Origin of the sequence: Neorhizobium sp. T25_27 (genome assembly GCF_002968565.1) — a bacterium.
GTDB classification, from domain to species: domain Bacteria; phylum Pseudomonadota; class Alphaproteobacteria; order Rhizobiales; family Rhizobiaceae; genus Neorhizobium; species Neorhizobium tomejilense.
The window spans coordinates 471,873-492,294 of record NZ_PVBJ01000001.1; the positions used below are offsets into that span (position 1 = coordinate 471,873).

The window sequence follows — 20,422 nt, forward strand, 5'->3', positions numbered from 1 at the left end:
AGGATACAAATAACACCTATGTATCCTAGCGCCGGAGAGATGGTCCTGCAGTGAGCAAAGCACCGAATGCCGCCGACAGAGAGGTTGGAAAGCGGATCCGCCTCTACAGGCGAGAGAAAAAGCTTACCCAGCCGCAACTCGCCCACCACGTGGGCATCACGTCTCAGCAGCTTCAGAAATATGAAAACGGCATCAACCGGATCGCAGTTGGCAAGCTGGTGGAGATCGCAACTGCGCTGAAGGTCGAGATGGTGGCGTTCTTCGACCGCATCCCGACAGTCGAGCCGTCGAACGACAATCAGCTCGAAGACCCGCAATTCGATTTCACGCATGAAGCGCTGCTGATGAGCACGGCATTCATGAGCATTACGAAGCCGGTTCTGCGCAAACGCATCCTGGAACTGGTTCAGGCGGTTGCCGCAAAGGAATTCGAGGCGGAAGCGCTTTTCGCCGAGATCGAAAGACAACCGGCCCAGTGATCCGTCCCTGACGGTTTAAGGCCTGGGACCATCGTCGTCGAGGGCCAGCTTGGTCTTGTGGCGGAATATCGCATTCAGTTTCACGCTCCGCTCGTTTTCGGGACTGACGCCCTCCCAATCGAGCGAGAGTTGAAGGAGTGCCATGTTCGTCAGGTGGACGACCGTGGAGAGCTGAAGGGATTCCGCTTCCTTGTTGACCGCAGAAAGCATGCGGAACAGGCGGGCGTATTCGTCGCTGGCGACGTCATTTGCGAGATCAATCATTTCATGGATCCTTGCGCCGAGTCGACCTCGTCGCGCAGTTTTTCCCAATGGGCGGTCTGTGCGAACGTCCATTTGGAGTGTTTGTTGGTACTGCTGATGCCGTTTAGCCAGACGAGGACGGCTCTCGCATCCTCACGCTTCAATTCCACCTGGTGGCGTTTGATATCGTGAAGGATCACTGCACTACGCTGGGGATCGCTGAAATCGCATCGTTCTAGAATGGCCTGATAGGTCCGCTCGGTGTAGTGCATGAAATTGGCGGCGAGGAAAAATCTCTCCCGCTCGGCGGCCGAGATGAGCCCCATCCGCCCAAGCTTGCGGATCGTCGCCTCGTAGTCGACACGCGGCACCGAGAGAGGCATCCAGCCGAGCTCCTCGGGGCCGTGGATCAGTGCGACGGCTTCGTCATCGATCAACCGGCCGGCGGCATAATCGGAATATACCCTGCCGATGCCGACCATTCCGAATGCCTCGCATTCGGCAGCGCGCAATGCTCCCATGCTCGCGCCGCCGCCGACGGAGACATCGCAGCTCAGCGCATAAAGAATCTCCTTGTGCCATACGGAGGCGGACTCGCCGAAATAGCCGTCGATCAGCGCGATCGCCTTGGCGCCGTCCTCGACCGCCTTCAGAATGTCGCCGCGCGCCGCAGGCCCGCGGAAGGTCAGGGAGGGAAATCGTTGCTTCATCTGGCGGGTCGAAGACCCGAGGCTTGGTCCGACAAAAACGACTTTCAATGCCGTGACCTCCTTATGGCGTTCGCAGCGCGGATACCGAGCTGCAAATATTGGCCTGAAAGTTCAACTTCCAAGCCGGGAACGACGACGCGCACGACCGAAACGGGGAGCCCGGCATCCTGCATGGGAACCGCAACGACCTGCCTGATGCCCGCCAGCCTGAGGCGGGCGAGTATGTGATCGATCGTGCCGTTGATGGAGTGGCGGGTTGCATCAAGCTCGCGATACTGGACCGGGCGCCTGTCCAGCGACGACAGGGCGACCAGTCGGCTGAGAGCGTTGTCCCCCCGCATATGCTGATAGATCCGTGGCGAAAAGTCGTCGCGGCTGCCGGCAATCGCAGTCAGGCGGCTCTGCGCGGCCTCGGTGATGGCACGCAGCATTGCGCGTACCGGATCGGGATGGCAGCCGCAGCCGCCGCAAATCTGGCTCCAGCGCGGGTCTGACCGCTTGGCCGTGGCATCCGGGATCAGCACGGCCAGGAATGCCGGAACCTGGAGATCCGTCGTCATGTCGAGGAGGAGGAGCTGTATGCCCGCATGGCGAAGGCGGCTGACCATGAGGTCGAGCACGGCATCCTCGACGCTGGCCGGATCGACGAGGCAGGCATTCAATTCCTGTTCGGATTTGAGCTGGACAAGGGTCCAGGCGTCTCGCTCGACGAGTTCGCACAGCCCGTGCAGGAGCGCCTCGGCATGGGTGTTTCCGGAAGCAAGGCCATCGCTGGACTGCTCGAACCCGGCCGGCCGCTCGCCCCGGTGGTCCATCCCGGCAAGCCACCAGGGCACCATGACCTGATTGCCGGAGAGGATGTCGAGACCGGTGACCCAGGGTATCTGGCCATCGCCGATTTCGGAGGGCACGCATCGTGCGGTCGAATGAAGATCGATCATCCCGCTTGCGGAGCCCGCAACGTCGTTGACGGTCGCCCAGGTGAGCGATGCCGGTTCGATTTCCGCGACCCGCGTCTCCAAGGCCTCCATGGCGGCCGAGGTGCGCGCCGCATCGGCATCGACGCCTTTGCCCTGGAAGACGGAAAGAGTGTGGCTGTTCGGCCGCGTCGCAAAGGCGACGGGAATGCCGACCCGGTCGAGGCCGGTCAGGAAGCCGACCCGGGTGATGCCGAGATCCCGGAAAAACGGGCTGATCGCGTCGAAGGTTTCCGCCGGCGAAACGCGCCGGTCATGATACGTGCTGAAACCCTGCTCCCGCTGCGTCAGGGAGGCTGCGAATGTCTGGATCGTCTGCGTCGATGACTGGATCTGCATCATCATTTCCGGCGGCCGAATTTCGAAGGACCCTGACCTCGAACGAGATTGGGCGGGCGACTGCCAGGTCTGCAAAAGCGGTTGCGGTGCCGAACTCATGCCGTCGAATCGTCCTCTCCAAGGGTCTCTAGTGCAGAAGAAACCAAAGGCACCGTGACTTGGGCGTGACAGGCTTGTTTAGGGGGCTTGTGTGGCTACTTGAACGATCTTTTGCTTGCCGGCTGGTGGTCAAGCCCAAGGCAGCCGTCGGCCCCTTGGGCTTCCAGGCTCATTACTGATATCTCATGGCATGCGTGACCTGAGAGAGCGCGTTCGGCGCAATTTCGGTCCGGCCGCCAAGTACGGCTTCGGCAGCGGCGGAAAACCGCAGCGTCGGGGCAGAGGCAGTGGTTTCAACCGGCTTGGAGTTCTTGAACTTCGTTTCCATGCTTTCTCTCCGCTAATAGGCAGCGTGTGCTGCGTGCATCGAGAAAGGACCACATCGGGTGTTATTCCAGCGTGACAGGCATTTTCACGCCTGTTTACGGCAGCCCGGCGAGCCGGAGGCCATGAATGAGAAGCTCGGCATGGGCCGGGTTGCGGTCCGGCACGAAGTAACGGATGTCCTCGCTGCGGAAGTCCGGAAAATTTTCCCTGACGATCGCGGCATATTTACGCGCGGCGGGCATGTCGCCAGCCATCGCGTGACTGGCGGCAAGCAACCGCGCGGTGGCGTGCTTGGTGCGGACCGGGTCGATAGTATCGATCGCTTTCGAATATTCCTGGCGCACGTAATAGGTGGAGCCGAGGATCCAGTAGTAATGATCCGGCGGTAGTGGGTTCAGCTTGAAGGCCGCGAGCCCGAGATCGAGAGCCTTGTCCAGGTCGCCCGCATGCGACAGCGCGTCCGAATAATCGACCAATACGTCAGCATCGCTCGGATTGAGGTTCTGAGCCTCCTGAAAAAGATCCAGGCTTTCATCGAAACGCCGACGATAAAGCGAGATGAAGCCCAGCTCGCGGAAGGCGCGGCCGCTGCCTGGATCGAGATCGCGGGATGCGCGCGCGGATTGATTGGCCACATCCAGCAGTTCATTGTCCTTCATGCCGCGAACCAGCCATTCCATGCCGAGCGACCGTGAAATTCCGGCATGCGCCGGCGAAAAACTGTCACACCGCTTGACCGCCGATTTGAACCATTTGCGCGCCTGGCGCAGATGCTGCAGGTCCGTGCCGGACAGATAGCGCTTTCCTTCGAGATAGAGGCGGTAGGCGGAGGGATCGACGTCATCGAGCGACCTGGCGATTTCATGCCGTTCGATGACATCGGTCAGCGACATCGAAATACGCCGCGCCAGCTGGCTGAAAGACGCTCTCATCTGCTGGACGTCGAGCGGCAGGTTGATGGCCCAGAGCACCTCGCCGGTGCCGACCCTCGTCAGCCTGCAGGTCGCAAAAATCTCGTCGCCTTCGCCCTGGATCGTCACGAACACGGAATAGTCGAACTGAAGATCACTGAGGACCGATTGGCCCTGATTTGGATTGGCGGATCGATTGAGCAGTTCAAAGCTCGTATGGGCGGCGATGATCTTGAAGACACGCTGGTGGCTGAGGCCGATCGTGACGTCTTCCAAAAGAGCCCTGCCGAGGCGCTGGACCAGCGCATCCTGGACGATCGTCTCGGGCGGAAGGATCACCACGCGCGGCTGTGCCGGCATGACACCCTTTGGGCGTTCCTCCGGTTCGGGCGTGCGGTCCGAGCCGGGCCGGCTGAGGATGCCAAGCTCGTGGGCAAGTCCAACCGTCTCGGGTGTGGGGGGCGTACCGTAATCGGCCCTGAGCTGGTCCCGGCATCGGCTATAGGCCTGGCGTGCGGCGGCGAAGTCACCATGGCCGACATGATACTTCATCAACGCTCGCGCGGCGCCCTCATGGGAGGCATCCAGTTCGATCAGGCGGTTGGCAAGCAGGGGCAATGACGGGGACTGCTGATGGGACGATATCGCCAGCAGGCTTTCGATGTGGCTCGATCGCCAGTCACCGACCTTGCGCCGTGCGTCCAACAACCAGTCTTCCGCGCCGCCGGTCGGAGCCTCCACGGCTTCGAGCAGTTCGGCTCTAACAAGGTCCCAGTCCTCTTCCCTTAGGGGCCTGGGCTCCATCAAGGCGAGGAGATCGATGTTGGACCGATCGCAATCAAGCCTCAGCACTTCTTCGTCGGTGACAAGAATGGCCGGGGCATCAGGACCGAGAGCCTTGGCGATGCGTGCCAAAAGCTGACGCAGGCTGTTTGCACGCTTCTCCGCGTCGTGGGAAGGCCAGAGAAGCCGCCGTATCGTTTCGCGGTCGACCGTCAATCTGGGTGCCATCGCAACGACGGCAAAGAGAAAATACGCTTTTTCCGGCAACGCGATGCTCGCGCCGTCCAACTCAAGCGAGGGGCGACCGAGCAACCGGATTTTGAGCGTCGTATTTTCGAGCATTATGTTGTTGTTCGGAACTACGAGTTGTTGTCAGAAATGTGTATCGTTAAGGGAACTATATGTACATGCATTTCTTGAGACTGTTGGACCAGTAGGATACAGCTATCGCGAGCTTCGTCAAAGCGGCTTTTATCGCCATGGTCGAATCGCGTTCCTGTTTTCCCTCTTCCGGTTGAAGGTGGCGCGCCGAAAGCAATACCGCAAACAGGGTGTCCAGGATGCAGGCGCCGGTTCAGCCAGGAAACCGGTATTACGTCGGGTTTCCAAGGAATTGGAAATACGCCCAGGCAAGAACAAGGCACACGATCACGGCTGCAACGACCGCCAACTTGCGCAGCAGCGGGTTCGGCTCTCGCGGCGGCGGTTCCGGCCGTCGGAATTTGATGATGTTGTCGTTCATGGATCTGCTTTTACCGCTGAACGTCTTGAACCGCTATGGGGTTGCGATTGTTTTGTGGTGTTGCGGGTGCGATCAGCGTCCGAGACGGGCATAACAGCACGTCGATCCGCATCAACTTACCATACTCTCGGCAATCCCCTCGTTCACAGGCCATTCCGGCGCGGTCTCCTTTCCGGCCTACTTCACCGCGCCCGCCGTCATGCCGTTGATGAACTGGCGCGACAGGATGATGTAGACGATGATGATCGGAGCTGAGGAGAGCAGAAGTCCCGCAAACAGCACGCCCCAGTCGGTCGTGTATTCGCCCATGAAGGTCGTCAGGCCCTGCGGCAGGGTCTTCAGGTTGTCCTTCTGGATGAAGATCAGCGGGAAGAAGAAATCGTTCCAGATCGGCACGACGTTCTGGATGCCGGCGATCACCATGGCGGGCCTGACCAGCGGCAGCATGATAGACCACATGATCCGGGGTTCGCTGGCACCGTCCATGCGGGCCGCGTCCTCGAGTTCGTTCGGGAGCGTGGCGATGAAGCCGGTCATGATAAAGACGGTGGTCGGCAGGCCCATCGCCACATAGATGACGATCAGCGACAGCTGGGTGTTGAGGATGCCGAGATCGCGCATCAGGATGAAGAGCGGGATGATCGCGAGCTTCAGGGGAAGCGTCAGCCCGGCCAGGAAGAACATCAGCACGAAGCTCGAGCCCCGGAACTTGTAGCGACCGACGGCATAGGCCGCCATCGTCCCGAGCGTCAGGATTACGACCATCGACGCACCGGTGACGATCACCGAATTCAGGAGATAGCGCAGGAAGTTGGTCTGGCTCCAGATCTTGGTGATGTTGGCGAAGTTGGAAAAATCCGGGATTGAGAACGGCGACTGGAAGATCTGCGCATTCGTCTTGAACGCGGCAAACAGCATGATGACGATGGGAGCGAGCATCACCACCGTGTTCAGGATCAGGATGATCTGGATCAGCCCATCCTTGCCGAGCGTGGCGAGCATGCCGCGCCGATCGTAATAGCTTTGCGAAGCGGTGCTCATAACTGAATTTCCCTGGCCCGCAGCTTGAAGGTGATGACGCCGGCGACAAGGGCGATGAAGACGAAGATCAGTACGGCAAGCGCGCTGCCGGCGCCGAAATCCTGGCCCGAGCCGGATTGGTCACCGAAGGCGGTGCGATAGAAATAGAGGCCGAGGACGTCCGTCGCCTTATGTGGCGAGCCGTCGACACCGACCATGATATAAGGCAGTTCGAACCAGTTGAACGAGCCGACGAAAAGCAGCGTGAAGACGACGGTTGCGCTGGGCGCCACCAGCGGCCAGACGACCTTGCGGATCTTCACCCATTCGCTTTCGGTCTCCATGCGCACTGCATCCAGGATTTCGCTCGGGATTCGCTGCATCCCGGCGAGGAAAACTAGGGTCGGGAAGCCGACCATGTGCCAGGCATTGGCGATGATCAGTGCCCAGAGCGCCGTCGCACCCTGGCCGAGCCAGGGCTGGGCAAGTCCACCGAGGCCAGTGCCGCGCAGCGAGATGTTCACGACCCCGAAAAGCGGGTGCAGAAAGAGTTTCCAGAGGAAGCCGACGATGATGGTCGACAGTACGACCGGAAGGAAAACTGCGATCCGATGGAAGGCGGCGCCCGGGAGTTCGCGCCACAGGCAGTAGGCGAGCACGAAACCGACGCCGTTCTGCAACACCATCAGCGCGAAGAAAACCAGCACGTTGTGCGTGAATGCATTCAACGTCCAGTCCGCATAGGGCTGGGTGAACAGGACCCTGTAGAAATTTGCGAAGCCGACGAACTCGCCCCGCGCCAACCCGTGCCATTGGAAGAAGGCATAAGCAAATGCGGAGATGATGGGATAGACGACGAACAGGGCGACGAAGGCGAGCGGCGGCACGATCAGCGCCGTGATCCATAGACGTCGCGCCACGAGAGGCGATCCGGGCATCACAATTCTCTTTGGTTGGAAAATATGGGGAACGGCCGCTGTCCGGCCGCTCCCCTTTCGATTATTTCTTGAACGGTGCGTACCAGGCGGCGAGGCCGGTCGTCAGGTTCTTGCCGACCTCTTCCGGGGTTGCCCTGCCGCCGAACAGCTTCTGGATTTCGCCCTGCAGCAGGACGGAACCGGACGGTTCACCGTACCGGAAATGCACCAGCATGATGTAGGGGATGGAGTGCTTGTTGAGTTCGGCGACTTCACCCAGCAGCGGTTCCTTGAAGTTTACGCCCGGCACAGCTGAGATATTGTTCAGGTCGTCGGCGAACATCTGGCCGAATTCCTGGCTGGCGAGGAAGTTGACGAACTTCAGCGCCGCTTCCTTCTTGGTGGTCTTGGCGTTGACCGCATAACCACCATCGAAATATTGGGCGACCAGCTTTTCGTCACCGGCCTTCAGGCCCGGCATCGCAAAGATGCCCATTTTGATCGCGGGGTTCTGCTTCTTGAAGTTCGAAAGCTCGTAGGAACCACCGACGAACATGCCGGCCATGCCGGATGCGAAGAGCTGCTGCGATGAAGCGTAGTCGAGACCGATAAAGCCGTCAGGGAAATATTTGGTGATTTCCTTGAGCTTGGTGAGCGCCTCGATGTAACGCTTGTCTGTGAAATCGGCTTTGCCGGCCATCAGATCATCATAGAAGCCCCGGCCCATCACGGTGGAGGCGATGCCGCCGACCATGACCTCGTTCTGCCAGGCCGTCGCCGTGCCGTTGCCGAACGGCATAATGCCGGCCGCCTTCAGCTTTTCGGAAGCCTTGACGAGTTCGTCAAAGGTTTCCGGCTCCTTCAGACCGTTCTTGTCGAAGATGTCCTTGTTATAGATGACCAGCATCGTCTGGCTGGCGAAGGGCACCGCGTAGGTGATCTTGCTCGAGCGGGCGGTTTCAGCGGCGACGGCGGCCGGTGCGAATTTCTCAAGCGCGGGAACGTTGGTCTTGTCGAGCGGCAGCAGATAGCCGGCGTTCGCGACGTTTTCCAGGCCGCCATAGGCACGGGCAAACATCAGATCCGGTCCCGAACCGCCGGCAAGGGCGGTCGACAGGATGGTGTTGTAGTTCGTCGCTTCGAACGTCTCGAACTTGACGGTGATGCCCGGGTTCTTCGTCTCGAAAGCGGAGATAAATTTCTGGTACTGGGCCTTATCTTCCTGGCGCCAGCTCCAGAAGGTCAATTCCTGCGCCATTGCCGGCAAAGCCGTCGCCAGGGCTCCGAGCGCTATTATCGTGCTGCTAACTAGCTTTTTCATCTGGTTCCATCCTCTTGGTATTTATAGGAGACGAAAAGTGCTCTCAGGCCGCCAACCTCTCCCTCGTTGCGCGGCTGAAATAGTGGATTTGCTCGGAAGCGACCGTGATGACGACCGGCGTGTCCGGAGGCAGGTCGACCGAGGCCGAGGACCGGATGCCGACCAGCGTACCGTCGCCGAGGCGCACATATACATACGTGTTCTCGCCCAGATATTCCGTGTAGACGACGCTGCCCTTGAAGCCCTCGGTGCTCTCGTCCGTGGAGATCGTCATCGCATCCGGCCGGACCCCGATGACCAGATCCCGTTCGTCGGAATGAGGGAGGCGGGAGGCGCTGACCGCGCCTGATCCGGCAAGCGCCAGATGGTTGCCGTTTCGCTCGACATCGAGAAGCGACATGCGTGGCGAGCCGATAAAGGTTGCGACGAATGTGTTCGCCGGCCTCTCGTAGAGTTCTCGGGGGCTGCCGAACTGCTCCACGTTGCCATTGTTCATGACGACGATCCGGTCGGCAAGCGTCATGGCTTCGACCTGGTCATGGGTAACGTAGATGGTGGTGCCGCCGATTTCCCGGTGAAGCCTTGCGATTTCCAGGCGCACGTCGGAGCGAAGCGCCGCATCCAAGTTGGAAAGCGGCTCGTCGAGGAGCAGGACTTTAGGCTTCCTGACCAGCGCGCGGCCGATCGCGACGCGCTGGCGCTGGCCGCCGGAGAGCTCTCGCGGCTTGCGCTTTAACAGCGGGTCCAGCCGCAGCATCTTGGAGGCTTCGTCGATGCGCTTTTCGACCTCGCCCTTTTCGAGGCCCATCAGCCGTGCGCCAAAGGCCATGTTCTCGTAGACATCCATATGCGGATAGAGCGCATAGGACTGGAAGACCATAGCGATGCCGCGGCGCGACGGGGCGACATCGTTCATCCGACGGTCGTCGACGTGAAACTCACCCGAGCTAATCGTGTCGAGGCCGGCGATCAATCGCAGCAGCGTGGATTTTCCGCATCCCGACGGGCCGACGAAAACGACGAACTCCCTGTCGGAAATCTCGAGGTCGATCCCGTGCAGCACGTCGACGGATTTGAAGCTTTTCTTGATGCCGCTGAGGGTCATTCGAGCCATGCCGAAACTCCGTACTCGTCAATTCAAAGTCTGCTCGACGGCAAGCGCCGCGAGCAATTTAGCCGTTTCAACCGAATCGCGATGGACGATGCAATGCTGCCATCCGACTTCGCGAGCCGACAGAACATTTTCCTCGATGTCGTCGATGAAGAAGACGTCCTTTTCCGAACATCCCTCCGCCTGCGATACTGCCTGGAAAATCACGGGGTCCGGTTTCTCAAGGCCCATTTCATGGGAAAGGTATTCGCGATCGAAATAACCGGCGCCCAGAAGGTTCTCGCTGATATGGCGCCAATGGATCGCCTGATTGTTGCTGAGGCAAACGACGCGATGGTTTTCCCGGAGCCTGCGAACAAACGCGATGAACTCATGAAAACCTTCGGCAACATAGGCATGCTCGGCTTCGTAGATTCTTTCGTGCGGCACATCGAATACCCTGGTCAGCGCCTGCACGTAGTCGACTTCCGTGGACCGCCCAAGGCGGAAATCGCGGAAGATCGCTTCCGGAACGTCGCCGTACCGCATGGACGGGCCTGCACCGCCGGGTTTCGATACCGCGCGGTCGCGGGAAGCCGGATCGAGCTTCACGAATACTCCGCCAATATCAAAAATGAAGAGTTTTTCGCGTTTCTTCATGAGCCGGTTCCAGCACCACTCCCCACCCCTTAAGTGTTAACAACCTATTAGATAATTCCGTCCTGTCAATTAAGTATGGAATTTTTTATTCGTATCGAATGTTTTCAACAGGCTGGTGCCGCCTTCGCTTCATTTCGATGGCGGATCTACTATGGGGATTGGTGCGGGATGTAATGAGTTACAGGCGATAAGGCCTTAGAAATACGCCTGATTTGCGGGTGGGCCGGTTATCCGGCGGCAGCAATGTCGCGCAGCGGAATGGAATATAAAATTCTTTATGTTTTTCCTGATAGGAATTTTCTATCGTAACCATTTTGGTCACAAGTACCGCCGATCGAACGATCGGCGGGAAGACCGATATCGTCCGAGTGATCGGCGTCATCCTTCGATGCATTCAAGAATGGCAGGAGGTTGATTGTGTTGAGGACGCGCGCTGCGCGGATATTACCGGCAGGAAGGTCGCCTGGTGTTCGTGGCAGATGTCGTGGTTGAGAATGCCTATAGCCGTGCCCGGACCAGTGCAGTCTAGCCGGCCGGGGGAACGGCTGCTCCTCAAGGTCCGCAGCACAATGCCGCCGTCCTCTCCCGCGAGCGGGCCGCGGTGGGAGAGGGCGACGGGATTATTATCGTGAGTTACCCGATCGCCTGTATCTCTTGGAACAGGCGATCGGAGGACGGCTCCGACAGGAGCTTGATCAGGGCGACCGTTACGCCGCGACGGGCTGGGCGGGGGCCTTGGCGCCGGTCATGAAGGCGACCGCGTCGGACATCGTGTATTCCTTCGGATCGATCACGGTCAGCCGTCGTCCAAGCCGATGAATATGAATTCGGTCGGCCACCTCGAACACATGCGGCATGTTGTGCGAAATGAGCACGATCGGGATGCCGCGCGAGCGCACGTCGAGGATGAGCTCCAGAACCTTCCGGCTTTCCTTGACGCCGAGTGCGGCGGTTGGTTCGTCGAGAATGATAACCTTGGAGCCGAACGCTGCGGCACGTGCCACGGCGACGCCCTGGCGCTGGCCGCCCGAAAGGGTCTCGACGGCCTGGTTGATGTTCTGGATCGTCATCAGCCCGAGTTCTGTGAGCTTGTCTCGCGCCTGCTTTTCCATCGTCGGCCGGTCGAGCATGCGGAACCACTGTCCGAGCACGCCCCGCTTGCGGATTTCGCGACCGAGAAACATGTTGTCGGCGATCGAGAGGGCGGGGGAGAGCGCGAGGTTCTGGTAGACGGTTTCGATGCCGGCGTCGCGGGCTTCCAGCGGTGACTTGAAATGCACCGGCCGGCCTTCGAGCGTGATCTCGCCCTCGTCGGGCCGTACCGCGCCGGAGATCGCCTTGATCAGCGAGGACTTGCCGGCGCCGTTGTCGCCGATGACGGCGAGGATCTCGCCGGGGTAGAGATCGAAGTCGGCGTTGTCGAGAGCAGTGACGCGTCCGTAACGCTTGACCAGGCCGCGGGCTGTGAGAATGGGTTCGACGCTCATGATTACACCGAGACCTTTCTGATCCACTGATCGATTGCGACGGCGGCGATGATGAGCCAGCCGGTCAGCATGACTTTCCATTGGGGATCGGCGCCGAGCATGTTGAGCCCCATCGACATGACGCCGACGAGCATGGCGCCGAACAGCGTGCCGAGGATGGAACCGCGGCCGCCGAAGAGCGAGATGCCGCCGATCACCGTCGCGGTGATCGCTTGGAGGTTGAAGTCGGTCACTGCCGAGGAAGGCGAGATCGAGCCGTTGCGGCCGATCGACACCCAGGCGGCGAAGGCGGCGATGACCCCCGCGATCGTGTAGACGCTGAGCAGAACCTTGCGGGTCTGGATGCCGGAGAGTTTTGCAGCTTCCGGGTCGTCACCGACGGCGTAGACATGCCTTCCCCAGGCCGTATGGTTGAGGATGTACCAGAGCACCGCCACGAGCAGGACCATGGCGATGACGCCAAGCGTCAGGATGGCGCTGCCGATCCTGAAATTGAGCGCGAAGAGATGGAGGAGCGGGGCCTTTTCGTCCACGTCGGTGTCGCGGATCGTCTCGTTGGCGGAATAGATGAAATTCGTCGCCATGATGATGTTCCAGGAGCCGAGCGTCACGATGAACGGCGGCAACCGCATGACCGCGACGAGGAACCCGTTGAAAAAGCCGCAGGCGCCGCCGGTGATCAGGCCGACGAGGATCGCGATGCCGGTGGGCATGCCATAGGTCACGGCGAAATTGCCCATGATGACGGCCGATATCACCATCACCACCCCGATCGAGAGATCGATGCCGGCGGTGAGGATGATCAGCGTCTGGGCAGCGCCGAGAATGCCGACCACCGCGATCTGCTGGAGGATCAGCGTCAGCGTGTAGGACGAGAAGAACCGCCCGCCGATGGCGACGCCGAAGATGATGATGGACAGGATCAGCACGATCAGCGGCACGGCAGCGGGTGTCGAGTGCAGAAAATGCTGCGCGCGTTTTAAGAGAGAGACGTCCTGGCTCTCGAACGAGGCAACGCTCTTGTCGCTGCCGTCGAGAACACGCTCGAATTCCTGGGTTTCGCTCATGTTTCCTCCTCCGCGCGCCGATGCGCAGGAACCGTCCGTTGAGTATGACCGGTCTTCGCCGGTTGCTTCCCAGCGGCGTATCACTGGTCGAAAATGGCCGGGGATTTCGCCCCGGCCGGGATGGGCTAAATGGTGAGGATCAACCCCAGCACTTGGCCGTACCTTCCTTGACGTCGATCGACTTGACGCCGGGGACCGGCTTGTCGGTGACGAGCGCAACGCCGGTGTCGAAGAAGGACTTGCCTTCGGTCGGCTTCGGCTTTTCCTTGGTGTCGGCGAACTTCTTGATCGCCTCGATGCCGAGCGATGCCATCAGCAGCGGATATTGCTGCGAGGTGGCGCCGATCACGCCTTCCTTGACCGACTTGACGCCCGGGCAACCGCCGTCCACCGAGACGATCAACACGTTCTTTTCCATGCCGACGGCCTTCAGGGCCTGGTAGGCGCCGACGGCGGAGGGCTCGTTGATCGTGTGGATGACGTTGATGCCGGAATTCTTCTGGAGAAGGTTTTCCATGGCCTTGCGGCCGCCTTCCTCGTTGCCGTTGGTCACGTCGTGGCCGACGATGCGCTTGTCGGTTTCGTCACCGATCTTGTCCGGGTTCTTGGGATCGATGCCAAAGCCGATCATGAAGCCCTGGTCGCGCAGCACGTCGACCGTCGGCTGATCCGGGGTCAGGTCAAGGAAGCCGACCTTGGCATCCTTGGCCTTGTCGCCCATGGTTTCCTTTGCCCACTGGCCGATCAGCTTGCCGGCGAGAAGGTTGTCGGTCGCGAACGTGGCGTCGGCGGCACTGATCGGATCGAGCGGGGTGTCGAGCGCGATGACCAGAACGCCGGCGTCGCGGGCCTTCTTGACGGTCGGCACGATGCCCTTGGTGTCGGATGCGGTGATCAGAATGCCCTTGGCGCCGTCGGCGACGCAGCTTTCGATGGCTGCAACCTGGCTTTCGCTGTCACCGTCGATCTTGCCCGCATAGGATTTCAGCGTCACGCCGAGTTCCTTGGCCTTGGCCGTTGCACCTTCCTTCATCTTGACGAAGAAGGGGTTGGTGTCGGTCTTGGTGATCAGGCAGGCGGATACGCCTGCGGCCTCCGCGGGAGCGGAAAACGCAACGCCCAAGACAAGGGCGCCGAATGCGGCGGACAATACGGATTTCTTCATGGTCTCCTCCCAGAGTTAAGACTTGTCCGCCATGCGGACCAACGTTCGGACACCGGTGCCACCGAGTTCGACAGGCGTCTCCTCCAAGCCGTCCTGTGCCCTTACACCCTAATTAAGAACGAGTTGAAATAGCCTGTCAATAATTAATTCCGATTGAATTATTTATTTCTCATGCCATAGTTTGCCGAAGTGGAGGTTCAGAATCTGGCGATCTGTGTGCGGTGTGCCTTGGGGTTTAACTCGGGATATCAGAGGGATACCCTTCATTCCCGAATGAGGTGCTTCCGTCGATTCCACGCTTCTGGGAGGAAGAGCCATGTCAGTTTCAGATAGCGTGGCGCAAGGCCATGCGCTGCTGGGCAATTTCACCGGCGGTTCAAATCAGGTGCGGGTGAGGGCTTATAACGAGAGGCTCGTGCTTTCGCTGGTGCGGCTAAACGGCTCCATGTCGAAGGCGGACATCACCCGGCGCAGCGGGCTTTCGGCCCAGACCGTTTCGGTCATCATGCGGGCGCTCGAAAAGGACGGCCTTCTGTTGCGCGGTGAACCGGTGCGTGGCCGGGTTGGGCAGCCTTCGGTGCCGATGCGCCTCAATCCAGATGCGGTCTATTCGTTCGGCGTGAAGATCGGCCGGCGTAGCGCCGACCTGGTCCTGATGGATTTTGTCGGGCGCATCCGGCTGCAATATCACGAATCCTACGCCTATCCGCTACCCGGAAAGATCATCGAGATCATCACGTCCGGCATTGCGCGGCTCGAAGGCCAGCTGACCGAGGTGCAGCGCGGCCGCATCGCCGGGATCGGCATCGCCGCGCCATTCGAGCTCTGGAACTGGGCCGAGGAGGTGGGTGCGCCGCAAGGAGCGATGGAGGTCTGGCGCGGGTTCGATCTACAGGCGGAAATCGCAGCCAAGGTCCAGCACGCGGTCTACCTGCAGAACGACGCGACAAGCGCCTGCGGTGCTGAACTGGTGTTCGGCGTTGGCCCCTCCTATCCGGATTTCGTGTATTTCTTCATCGGATCGTTCATCGGCGGCGGGATCGTTCTGAATTCGGCGATCTTCTCCGGACGGACCGGGACCGCGGGCGCTGTCGGGCCACTTCCCGTGCGAAGCGGTGATGGCGAGACACGCCAGTTGCTCGACATTGCCTCGATCTTCGTTCTCGAGAATCTCCTGAAGGAGCGGAACGTCGATCCGCAGCCGCTCTGGTATTCCGCCGACGACTGGATCGATTTCGGAGAGCCGCTCGATCTGTGGATTCGGCAAACCGCGGATGCGCTTGCCCAGGCGATCGTCGCGGCAGCCTCGATCATCGATTTCGGCGCGGCCGTGATCGACGGCGGTTTTCCGGCCTGGGTCAGGCAACGGATTGTCGCCTCGACTATCGAAGCCGTGACGCGGCTCGACCTTCAGGGCGTCATCATCCCCGATATCATCGAGGGAATGGTCGGCTCTCAGGCGCGGGCGATCGGCGGGGCCAGCCTGCCGATCTTTGCCAAGTACCTCTCCGACCAGAACGTGCTTTTCAAGGACCTGCGCGAAACGGCGGCAGGTTCATAGCGGTTGGATATCGGCCAGTCGTCGCCTCAGCGGCCCTTGGCCTGACGCCAGCGGGCGAAGTCGGCTTTGCTCTCTTCCTTCGTCGCCGGGTAGAGGCCGATGATCGAGCGGCCGTTCAGGACTTCCTCGGTCACGAAATCCTCAAACGCAGTCATTTCGATCACCTCATCGGCAATTTCGTCGGCGATCTGCGCCGGGATGATGACCACTCCCTCGTTGTCGCCGACCACCACGTCGCCCGGCCAGACCGCGACGTCGCCGCAGCCGATGGGCACGTTGATGTCGAGTGCCTGGTGCAGGGTGAGGTTGGTCGGGGCGGAGGGGCGGTTGTGGTAGGCACGGATGCCGAGTTCGGCGATCTCGGGGCTATCGCGAAAACCGCCGTCGGTGACGACGCCGGCGACACCGCGCATCATCAGGCGCGATACGAGGATAGAGCCGGCGGAGGCCGCGCGGGGATCCTTGCGGCTGTCCATGACCATGACATGGCCGGGTGGGCACCGCTCGACGGCGGCGCGCTGCGGATGCTCCGGGTTCTGAAACGCCGAGAGCGGGTTCAGGTCTTCGCGTGCCGGGATGTAGCGCAGCGTGAAGGCCTGGCCGACCATGTTCTTAGGTTTCTGGGAAAGCGGCCGGACATCCTGGATGAACTGGTTGCGCAGGCCGCGCTTGAAGAGCGCGGTGCAGATCGTCGCGCAGCTGACGCCCTCGTATTTCTGGCGTGTGGCGTCGGAAAGAATGTAATCGGTCATGGGGTTCCACTCAAAGAAATGTCGGGTCAGAAGATCTCGGGCTCGCCGGCGGTGGCGCCGAATTCCCGTTCGAGGAAGTCGAAGTCGCAGCCTTCGTTGGCCTGCTTGATGTGCTTGGTAAACATCCAGCCGTAGCCGCGTCCGTATTTGTCGGCAGGCGCCACCCATTCGGCGCGGCGCCTGGCGAGCGTGGCTTCGTCCACCAGCATATCGATCGAGCGGTTCGGCAGGTCGACGCGGATGATGTCACCGGTGCGCACCAGCGATAGCGGACCGCCGATATGGGCTTCAGGCGCCACGTGCAGGATACAGGCGCCGTAGCTCGTGCCGGACATGCGGGCATCGGAAATGCGCAGCATGTCGCGAAAACCCTGTTTCAGGATCTTCTTCGGGATCGGCAGCATGCCCCATTCCGGCATGCCGGGACCGCCTTTGGGTCCGGCGTTGCGCAGAATCAGCACGTGATCGGCGGTGACGTCGAGGTCCTCGCGGTCGATCATCGCCTTCATTTCCGGATAACTGTCGAAGACGAGGGCGGGGCCTTCGTGGACCCGCAGCCGCGGTTCGCAGGCGGAAGGCTTCATGACGCAGCCGTCCGGCGCGAGGTTGCCCTTGAGGACCGCCAGCGAACCTTCATGATAGATGGGATTCGACAAGGGGCGGATGACGTCGCTGTTGTAGACTTCGGCACCTTTCAGCGTCTCGCCGAGCGGGAAACCGCTGACGGTCATGGCGTCGAGTTTCAGGAGATCCTTGATCTCCGACATCAGGGCGCGCAGGCCTCCGGCGTAATAGAAGTCTTCCATCAGATATTTGTCGCCGGATGGACGGATGTTGGCGACAACAGGCGTCGTGCGTCCCGCCTTGTCGAGGTCGTCCAGCGTCAGCGGCACACCGGCGCGGCGGGCCATCGACAGCAGATGCACGACCGCGTTGGTGGAACAGCCTGTCGCCATGGCGACCGTCGTCGCATTGTGGACTGCATCCGCCGTGATGATCTTGTCAGGCGTCAACTCGTCCCAGACCATTTCGACGATCCTGCGGCCGCAGCGGGTGCTCATCCTTATGTGGTTGACGTCGGCCGCAGGAATGGAACTGGCACCGGGGAGGGTAAGGCCGAGCGTTTCGGCGATGGCGGTCATGGTGCTTGCGGTGCCGAAGGTCATGCAATGGCCGTAGGAGCGGGCAATGCCCTCTTCGACGCCGGTCCATTGTTCTTCGGAAATCGTGCCGGCGCGGCGTTCATCCCAGTATTTCCAGGCATCCGAGCCGGAGCCCAGCCATTCGCCCTTGTAGTTGCCGCGCAGCATCGGGCCGGCGGGCAGGAAGATCATCGGGAAACCGGCGCTGATGGCGCCCATGACCAGCGCTGGCGTGGTCTTGTCGCAGCCGCCCATCAGCACTGCCCCGTCGACTGGATGGGCGCGCAAAAGTTCCTCGGCCTCCATGGCGAGGAAGTTGCGATAGAGCATCGATGTCGGCTTCAGCGCGCTTTCGGACAGCGACTGGACCGGCAGTTCGACCGGGAAGCCGCCCGCCTGTAGCACGCCGCGCTTCACGTGTTCGACGCGATCCCTGAAATGGGCGTGGCAGGCGTTGAGGTCGGACCAGGTATTGAGGATGGCGATGATCGGCTTCTTGCCCCAATCCTTCTCGTCATAACCCATCTGCATCATGCGGGAGCGGTGTCCCGACGAACGGAGATCATCCGGCGCGAACCAACGGGCGCTACGGAGATCGGCTGCTTCCTTAGTCATGCTTGCTCTTCCAGAAATCCTGCCATCGTTCCGGGATCGATTCTGTTGCGATCCCAGGGACGGAGCTCCTCCCGCCCGACGCCAACTTAAACACGCTCGTTTTAAATTGATATATCAAATTTCAGCTGCTAGATCGGCGAAAGGAATTAAGGTGGAGGACGCGGATGGGAAGCGACAACGCGCTTCTGCCAGTGGCGCCGGTTTTTCTGAAAAGCCTGCGCGACCACGTTTACGGGCTGGTACGCGATGCCATACTTTCCGGGCGGCTGAAGAGCGGCGAGAAGCTGAACGAGCGCCATCTGGCCGGCCAACTCGGCATAAGCACGACACCGCTGAAGGAGGCTTTGCGCGTGCTTGAGGCCGAAGGGCTGGTACGGTCGGAGCCTCGCCGCGGGATTTATGTCACCTTCAATGCCGGCCAAGCGGAAGAGATGATGCTGGCGCGTGCAGCACTCGAGAGCATGATTGCTCGCCAGGCCGCCAAGCGGGTGAAGGATGAGGACGTGGCCCTGATGCGCGAGCTCATCGTCGAGATGCGGGCCGGCCTCAAGACGGTGGACGTGCTGCAGCTCATCGCCCTCAACGAGCGCTTCCACAACGTCATCCATGAAGCATCCGGCTGCGGCTATCTGCGTCGCCTGCAGGGCGGCCAGAGCATCTACACCCATACCGCCCGTCTGAGCGTGCTGTCGGAGGAGCGGGAGCGCTTTCTGGCGGTGGAGGAGCATGAGGCCATTGCCAATGCGATCGCCGACCGCGATCCCGATCTCGCCGAGCGCCTGATGCGAGATCACGTCATTCGCTCGGGCGAGAAACATCTGATCCGCGTGTCTCAAGCGTGAAGTCAGCGGCGGCCAATCTTATGAGCTAGGTCGATCGGCGTGTAAAAATGCACCGCACAAAATATTGCCCGGCGCGCCCTTCCAGAGCTCGCACATTCCATAAGTCGCCCTACATAAGGTTGGCTTTTATGTGTTCCAGGCCAAGTCAAACGAGGTGGTGACTGGCGATCCGGAGGGAAATTCCGTCATGTCTTTGAAAAAGAAGCTTTTAGGCATTGCTTTCGCGCTTGGCGTTTCGGCCACCATGGCGAATGCCCAGGTCGTCGTCTCGTCCAAGATCGATACGGAAGGCGGCGTGCTGGGCAATATCATCCTTGCCATGCTGAAGGCGAACAACATCCAGGCCACCGACCGCATCCAACTGGGTGCGACGCCGGTCGTGCGCAAGGCGATCACCGCTGGCGAGATCGACATCTATCCGGAATATACCGGCAATGGCGCCTTCTTCTTCGAGAAGGGCGACGATCCGGCCTGGAAGAACCCGCAAAAGGCCTATGAGGCGGTCAAGAAGCTCGATTACGACGCCAACAAGATCGTCTGGCTGGCGCCGTCTTCGGCCAACAACACCTGGGCGATCGCGGTGCGCAAGGATGTTGCCGACGCCAACAAGCTGAAGACGCTGACCGACTTCGGCAAATATGTGACCGGCGGCGGCAAGATCGTGCTGGCGGCCTCCTCCGAATTCGTCAATTCGGCCGCAGCCTTGCCGGCATTCCAGACCACCTACGGCTTCAAGCTGAAGCCCGACCAGCTGATCACGCTCTCGGGCGGCGATACGGCTGCAACTATCGGTGCCGCCGCCAATAAGACCAACAATGCCAATGCCGCCATGGTTTACGGTACTGACGGCGGAATCGCGCCTTCCGGGCTCGTTGTTCTCGAAGACGACAAGGGCGTCCAGCCGGTCTACCAGCCGACCCCGATCATCCGCGAAGAGGTGCTCAAGAAGAACCCGAACATCGAGGCGGTGCTGAAGCCTGTCTTCGCCAAGCTCGATCTCGTCACGCTGCAGGACCTCAATGGTCGCGTGCAGGTGGGTGGCGAACCGGCTAAGGCGGTTGCCGAGGATTTTCTCAAGAAGAACGGCTTCCTGAAGTAATTCCTTTTCGGACCGGTTTCGTGTCAACATGGGCCGGGCGCTCCAGCGTCCGGCTTTTTCATCGGTCGCAGGTT

20 protein-coding genes are annotated in these 20,422 nt (G+C 60.5%); 4 read left to right on the plus strand and 16 right to left on the minus strand.

Features of this window, described 5'->3' with window-relative positions; translation table 11 throughout:
* The first annotated feature begins 50 nt into the window (after nt 1-50).
* On the plus strand, nt 51-479 hold the full coding sequence (locus C5J24_RS02485; protein ID WP_105415328.1) for a helix-turn-helix domain-containing protein: 429 nt from the start codon (nt 51-53) through the stop codon (nt 477-479).
* 15 nt (nt 480-494) lie between these two features.
* On the opposite strand, the gene C5J24_RS02490 is transcribed toward C5J24_RS02485, so the two are convergent.
* The 14 genes from C5J24_RS02490 to C5J24_RS02545 all read right to left on the minus strand — a co-directional run bounded on the left by C5J24_RS02490 (nt 495) and on the right by C5J24_RS02545 (nt 14,337).
* A complete protein-coding gene (locus C5J24_RS02490; protein ID WP_046633207.1) occupies nt 495-743 on the minus strand; it encodes a hypothetical protein in 249 nt (82 codons plus the stop codon).
* Nucleotides 740-1,480: a TfuA-like protein gene (locus tag C5J24_RS02495; RefSeq protein WP_105415330.1), complete on the minus strand. Its 741-nt coding sequence runs from the start codon at nt 1,478-1,480 to the stop codon at nt 740-742. Before C5J24_RS02495 ends, C5J24_RS02490 begins: the two co-directional genes overlap by 4 nt.
* On the minus strand, nt 1,477-2,748 hold the full coding sequence (locus tag C5J24_RS02500; protein ID WP_172723824.1) for a YcaO-like family protein: 1,272 nt from the start codon (nt 2,746-2,748) through the stop codon (nt 1,477-1,479). The genes C5J24_RS02495 and C5J24_RS02500 overlap by 4 nt, the downstream gene beginning before the upstream one ends.
* A gap of 271 nt (nt 2,749-3,019) precedes the next feature.
* On the minus strand, nt 3,020-3,175 hold the full coding sequence (locus C5J24_RS31715) for a hypothetical protein (protein WP_172723825.1): 156 nt from the start codon (nt 3,173-3,175) through the stop codon (nt 3,020-3,022).
* A 94-nt stretch (nt 3,176-3,269) separates the two neighbouring features.
* Nucleotides 3,270-5,210: a BTAD domain-containing putative transcriptional regulator gene (locus C5J24_RS02505; RefSeq protein ID WP_105415334.1), complete on the minus strand. Its 1,941-nt coding sequence runs from the start codon at nt 5,208-5,210 to the stop codon at nt 3,270-3,272.
* Nucleotides 5,211-5,460: 250 nt separating this feature from the next.
* Nucleotides 5,461-5,610, minus strand: a complete 150-nt coding sequence (locus C5J24_RS31720) for a hypothetical protein (RefSeq protein WP_172723826.1) — start codon at nt 5,608-5,610, stop codon at nt 5,461-5,463.
* Nucleotides 5,611-5,787: 177 nt separating this feature from the next.
* Complete coding sequence (locus tag C5J24_RS02510; protein WP_105415336.1) at nt 5,788-6,651, minus strand: carbohydrate ABC transporter permease; 864 nt, start codon at nt 6,649-6,651, stop codon at nt 5,788-5,790.
* On the minus strand, nt 6,648-7,568 hold the full coding sequence (locus C5J24_RS02515) for a carbohydrate ABC transporter permease (protein ID WP_105415338.1): 921 nt from the start codon (nt 7,566-7,568) through the stop codon (nt 6,648-6,650). The genes C5J24_RS02510 and C5J24_RS02515 overlap by 4 nt, the downstream gene beginning before the upstream one ends.
* 61 nt (nt 7,569-7,629) lie before the next feature.
* Nucleotides 7,630-8,868 carry an extracellular solute-binding protein gene (locus C5J24_RS02520; RefSeq protein WP_105415340.1) on the minus strand — a complete coding sequence of 413 codons (1,239 nt, stop codon included), beginning with the start codon at nt 8,866-8,868 and terminating at the stop codon, nt 7,630-7,632.
* A gap of 43 nt (nt 8,869-8,911) precedes the next feature.
* Nucleotides 8,912-9,982 carry an ABC transporter ATP-binding protein gene (locus C5J24_RS02525; RefSeq protein WP_105415342.1) on the minus strand — a complete coding sequence of 357 codons (1,071 nt, stop codon included), beginning with the start codon at nt 9,980-9,982 and terminating at the stop codon, nt 8,912-8,914.
* 18 nt (nt 9,983-10,000) lie between these two features.
* The gene (locus C5J24_RS02530; RefSeq protein ID WP_105415344.1) at nt 10,001-10,618 is read right to left on the minus strand and encodes an HAD-IA family hydrolase; all 618 of its coding nucleotides are present in this window, start codon (nt 10,616-10,618) and stop codon (nt 10,001-10,003) included.
* Between the two features lie 707 nt (nt 10,619-11,325).
* Entirely contained in the window at nt 11,326-12,105 is a 780-nt protein-coding gene (locus tag C5J24_RS02535) for an ATP-binding cassette domain-containing protein (RefSeq protein ID WP_046633225.1), read from the minus strand.
* A gap of 2 nt (nt 12,106-12,107) precedes the next feature.
* Complete coding sequence (locus C5J24_RS02540; RefSeq protein ID WP_046668591.1) at nt 12,108-13,172, minus strand: ABC transporter permease; 1,065 nt, start codon at nt 13,170-13,172, stop codon at nt 12,108-12,110.
* Between the two features lie 139 nt (nt 13,173-13,311).
* The gene (locus tag C5J24_RS02545) at nt 13,312-14,337 is read right to left on the minus strand and encodes a sugar ABC transporter substrate-binding protein (protein WP_046603982.1); all 1,026 of its coding nucleotides are present in this window, start codon (nt 14,335-14,337) and stop codon (nt 13,312-13,314) included.
* 316 nt (nt 14,338-14,653) lie between these two features.
* On the opposite strand from C5J24_RS02545, the gene C5J24_RS02550 reads away from it, so the two are divergent.
* Nucleotides 14,654-15,898: an ROK family transcriptional regulator gene (locus tag C5J24_RS02550; protein WP_105415346.1), complete on the plus strand. Its 1,245-nt coding sequence runs from the start codon at nt 14,654-14,656 to the stop codon at nt 15,896-15,898.
* Nucleotides 15,899-15,924: 26 nt separating this feature from the next.
* Here C5J24_RS02550 and C5J24_RS02555 read toward each other — a convergent pair whose 3' ends face one another.
* Together C5J24_RS02555 and araD are read right to left on the minus strand one after the other, a co-directional pair.
* The gene (locus tag C5J24_RS02555; protein WP_105415348.1) at nt 15,925-16,650 is read right to left on the minus strand and encodes a ribonuclease activity regulator RraA; all 726 of its coding nucleotides are present in this window, start codon (nt 16,648-16,650) and stop codon (nt 15,925-15,927) included.
* Nucleotides 16,651-16,676: 26 nt separating this feature from the next.
* Nucleotides 16,677-18,407: an L-arabinonate dehydratase gene (gene araD / locus C5J24_RS02560; protein WP_105415350.1), complete on the minus strand. Its 1,731-nt coding sequence runs from the start codon at nt 18,405-18,407 to the stop codon at nt 16,677-16,679.
* Nucleotides 18,408-18,571: 164 nt separating this feature from the next.
* Here araD and C5J24_RS02565 point away from each other — a divergent pair, with 164 nt between their 5' ends.
* Together C5J24_RS02565 and C5J24_RS02570 are read left to right on the plus strand one after the other, a co-directional pair.
* Complete coding sequence (locus C5J24_RS02565; RefSeq protein ID WP_105415352.1) at nt 18,572-19,249, plus strand: GntR family transcriptional regulator; 678 nt, start codon at nt 18,572-18,574, stop codon at nt 19,247-19,249.
* A gap of 187 nt (nt 19,250-19,436) precedes the next feature.
* A complete protein-coding gene (locus C5J24_RS02570) occupies nt 19,437-20,348 on the plus strand; it encodes an ABC transporter substrate-binding protein (protein ID WP_105400619.1) in 912 nt (303 codons plus the stop codon).
* Nucleotides 20,349-20,422: the final 74 nt, after the last annotated feature.

Coding starts and splice junctions, on each gene's coding strand:
- C5J24_RS02490 (WP_046633207.1), bottom strand. CDS start 743: ATGATTGATCTCGCAAATGACGTCGCCAGCGACGAATACGCCCGCCTG.
- C5J24_RS02500 (WP_172723824.1), bottom strand. CDS start 2,748: ATGCAGATCCAGTCATCGACGCAGACGATCCAGACATTCGCAGCCTCC.
- C5J24_RS31715 (WP_172723825.1), bottom strand. CDS start 3,175: ATGGAAACGAAGTTCAAGAACTCCAAGCCGGTTGAAACCACTGCCTCT.
- C5J24_RS02505 (WP_105415334.1), bottom strand. CDS start 5,210: ATGCTCGAAAATACGACGCTCAAAATCCGGTTGCTCGGTCGCCCCTCG.
- C5J24_RS31720 (WP_172723826.1), bottom strand. CDS start 5,610: ATGAACGACAACATCATCAAATTCCGACGGCCGGAACCGCCGCCGCGA.
- C5J24_RS02510 (WP_105415336.1), bottom strand. CDS start 6,651: ATGAGCACCGCTTCGCAAAGCTATTACGATCGGCGCGGCATGCTCGCC.
- C5J24_RS02515 (WP_105415338.1), bottom strand. CDS start 7,568: ATGCCCGGATCGCCTCTCGTGGCGCGACGTCTATGGATCACGGCGCTG.
- C5J24_RS02520 (WP_105415340.1), bottom strand. CDS start 8,868: ATGAAAAAGCTAGTTAGCAGCACGATAATAGCGCTCGGAGCCCTGGCG.
- C5J24_RS02525 (WP_105415342.1), bottom strand. CDS start 9,982: ATGGCTCGAATGACCCTCAGCGGCATCAAGAAAAGCTTCAAATCCGTC.
- C5J24_RS02530 (WP_105415344.1), bottom strand. CDS start 10,618: ATGAAGAAACGCGAAAAACTCTTCATTTTTGATATTGGCGGAGTATTC.
- C5J24_RS02535 (WP_046633225.1), bottom strand. CDS start 12,105: ATGAGCGTCGAACCCATTCTCACAGCCCGCGGCCTGGTCAAGCGTTAC.
- C5J24_RS02540 (WP_046668591.1), bottom strand. CDS start 13,172: ATGAGCGAAACCCAGGAATTCGAGCGTGTTCTCGACGGCAGCGACAAG.
- C5J24_RS02545 (WP_046603982.1), bottom strand. CDS start 14,337: ATGAAGAAATCCGTATTGTCCGCCGCATTCGGCGCCCTTGTCTTGGGC.
- C5J24_RS02550 (WP_105415346.1), top strand. CDS start 14,654: ATGTCAGTTTCAGATAGCGTGGCGCAAGGCCATGCGCTGCTGGGCAAT.
- C5J24_RS02555 (WP_105415348.1), bottom strand. CDS start 16,650: ATGACCGATTACATTCTTTCCGACGCCACACGCCAGAAATACGAGGGC.
- araD (WP_105415350.1), bottom strand. CDS start 18,407: ATGACTAAGGAAGCAGCCGATCTCCGTAGCGCCCGTTGGTTCGCGCCG.
- C5J24_RS02565 (WP_105415352.1), top strand. CDS start 18,572: ATGGGAAGCGACAACGCGCTTCTGCCAGTGGCGCCGGTTTTTCTGAAA.
- C5J24_RS02570 (WP_105400619.1), top strand. CDS start 19,437: ATGTCTTTGAAAAAGAAGCTTTTAGGCATTGCTTTCGCGCTTGGCGTT.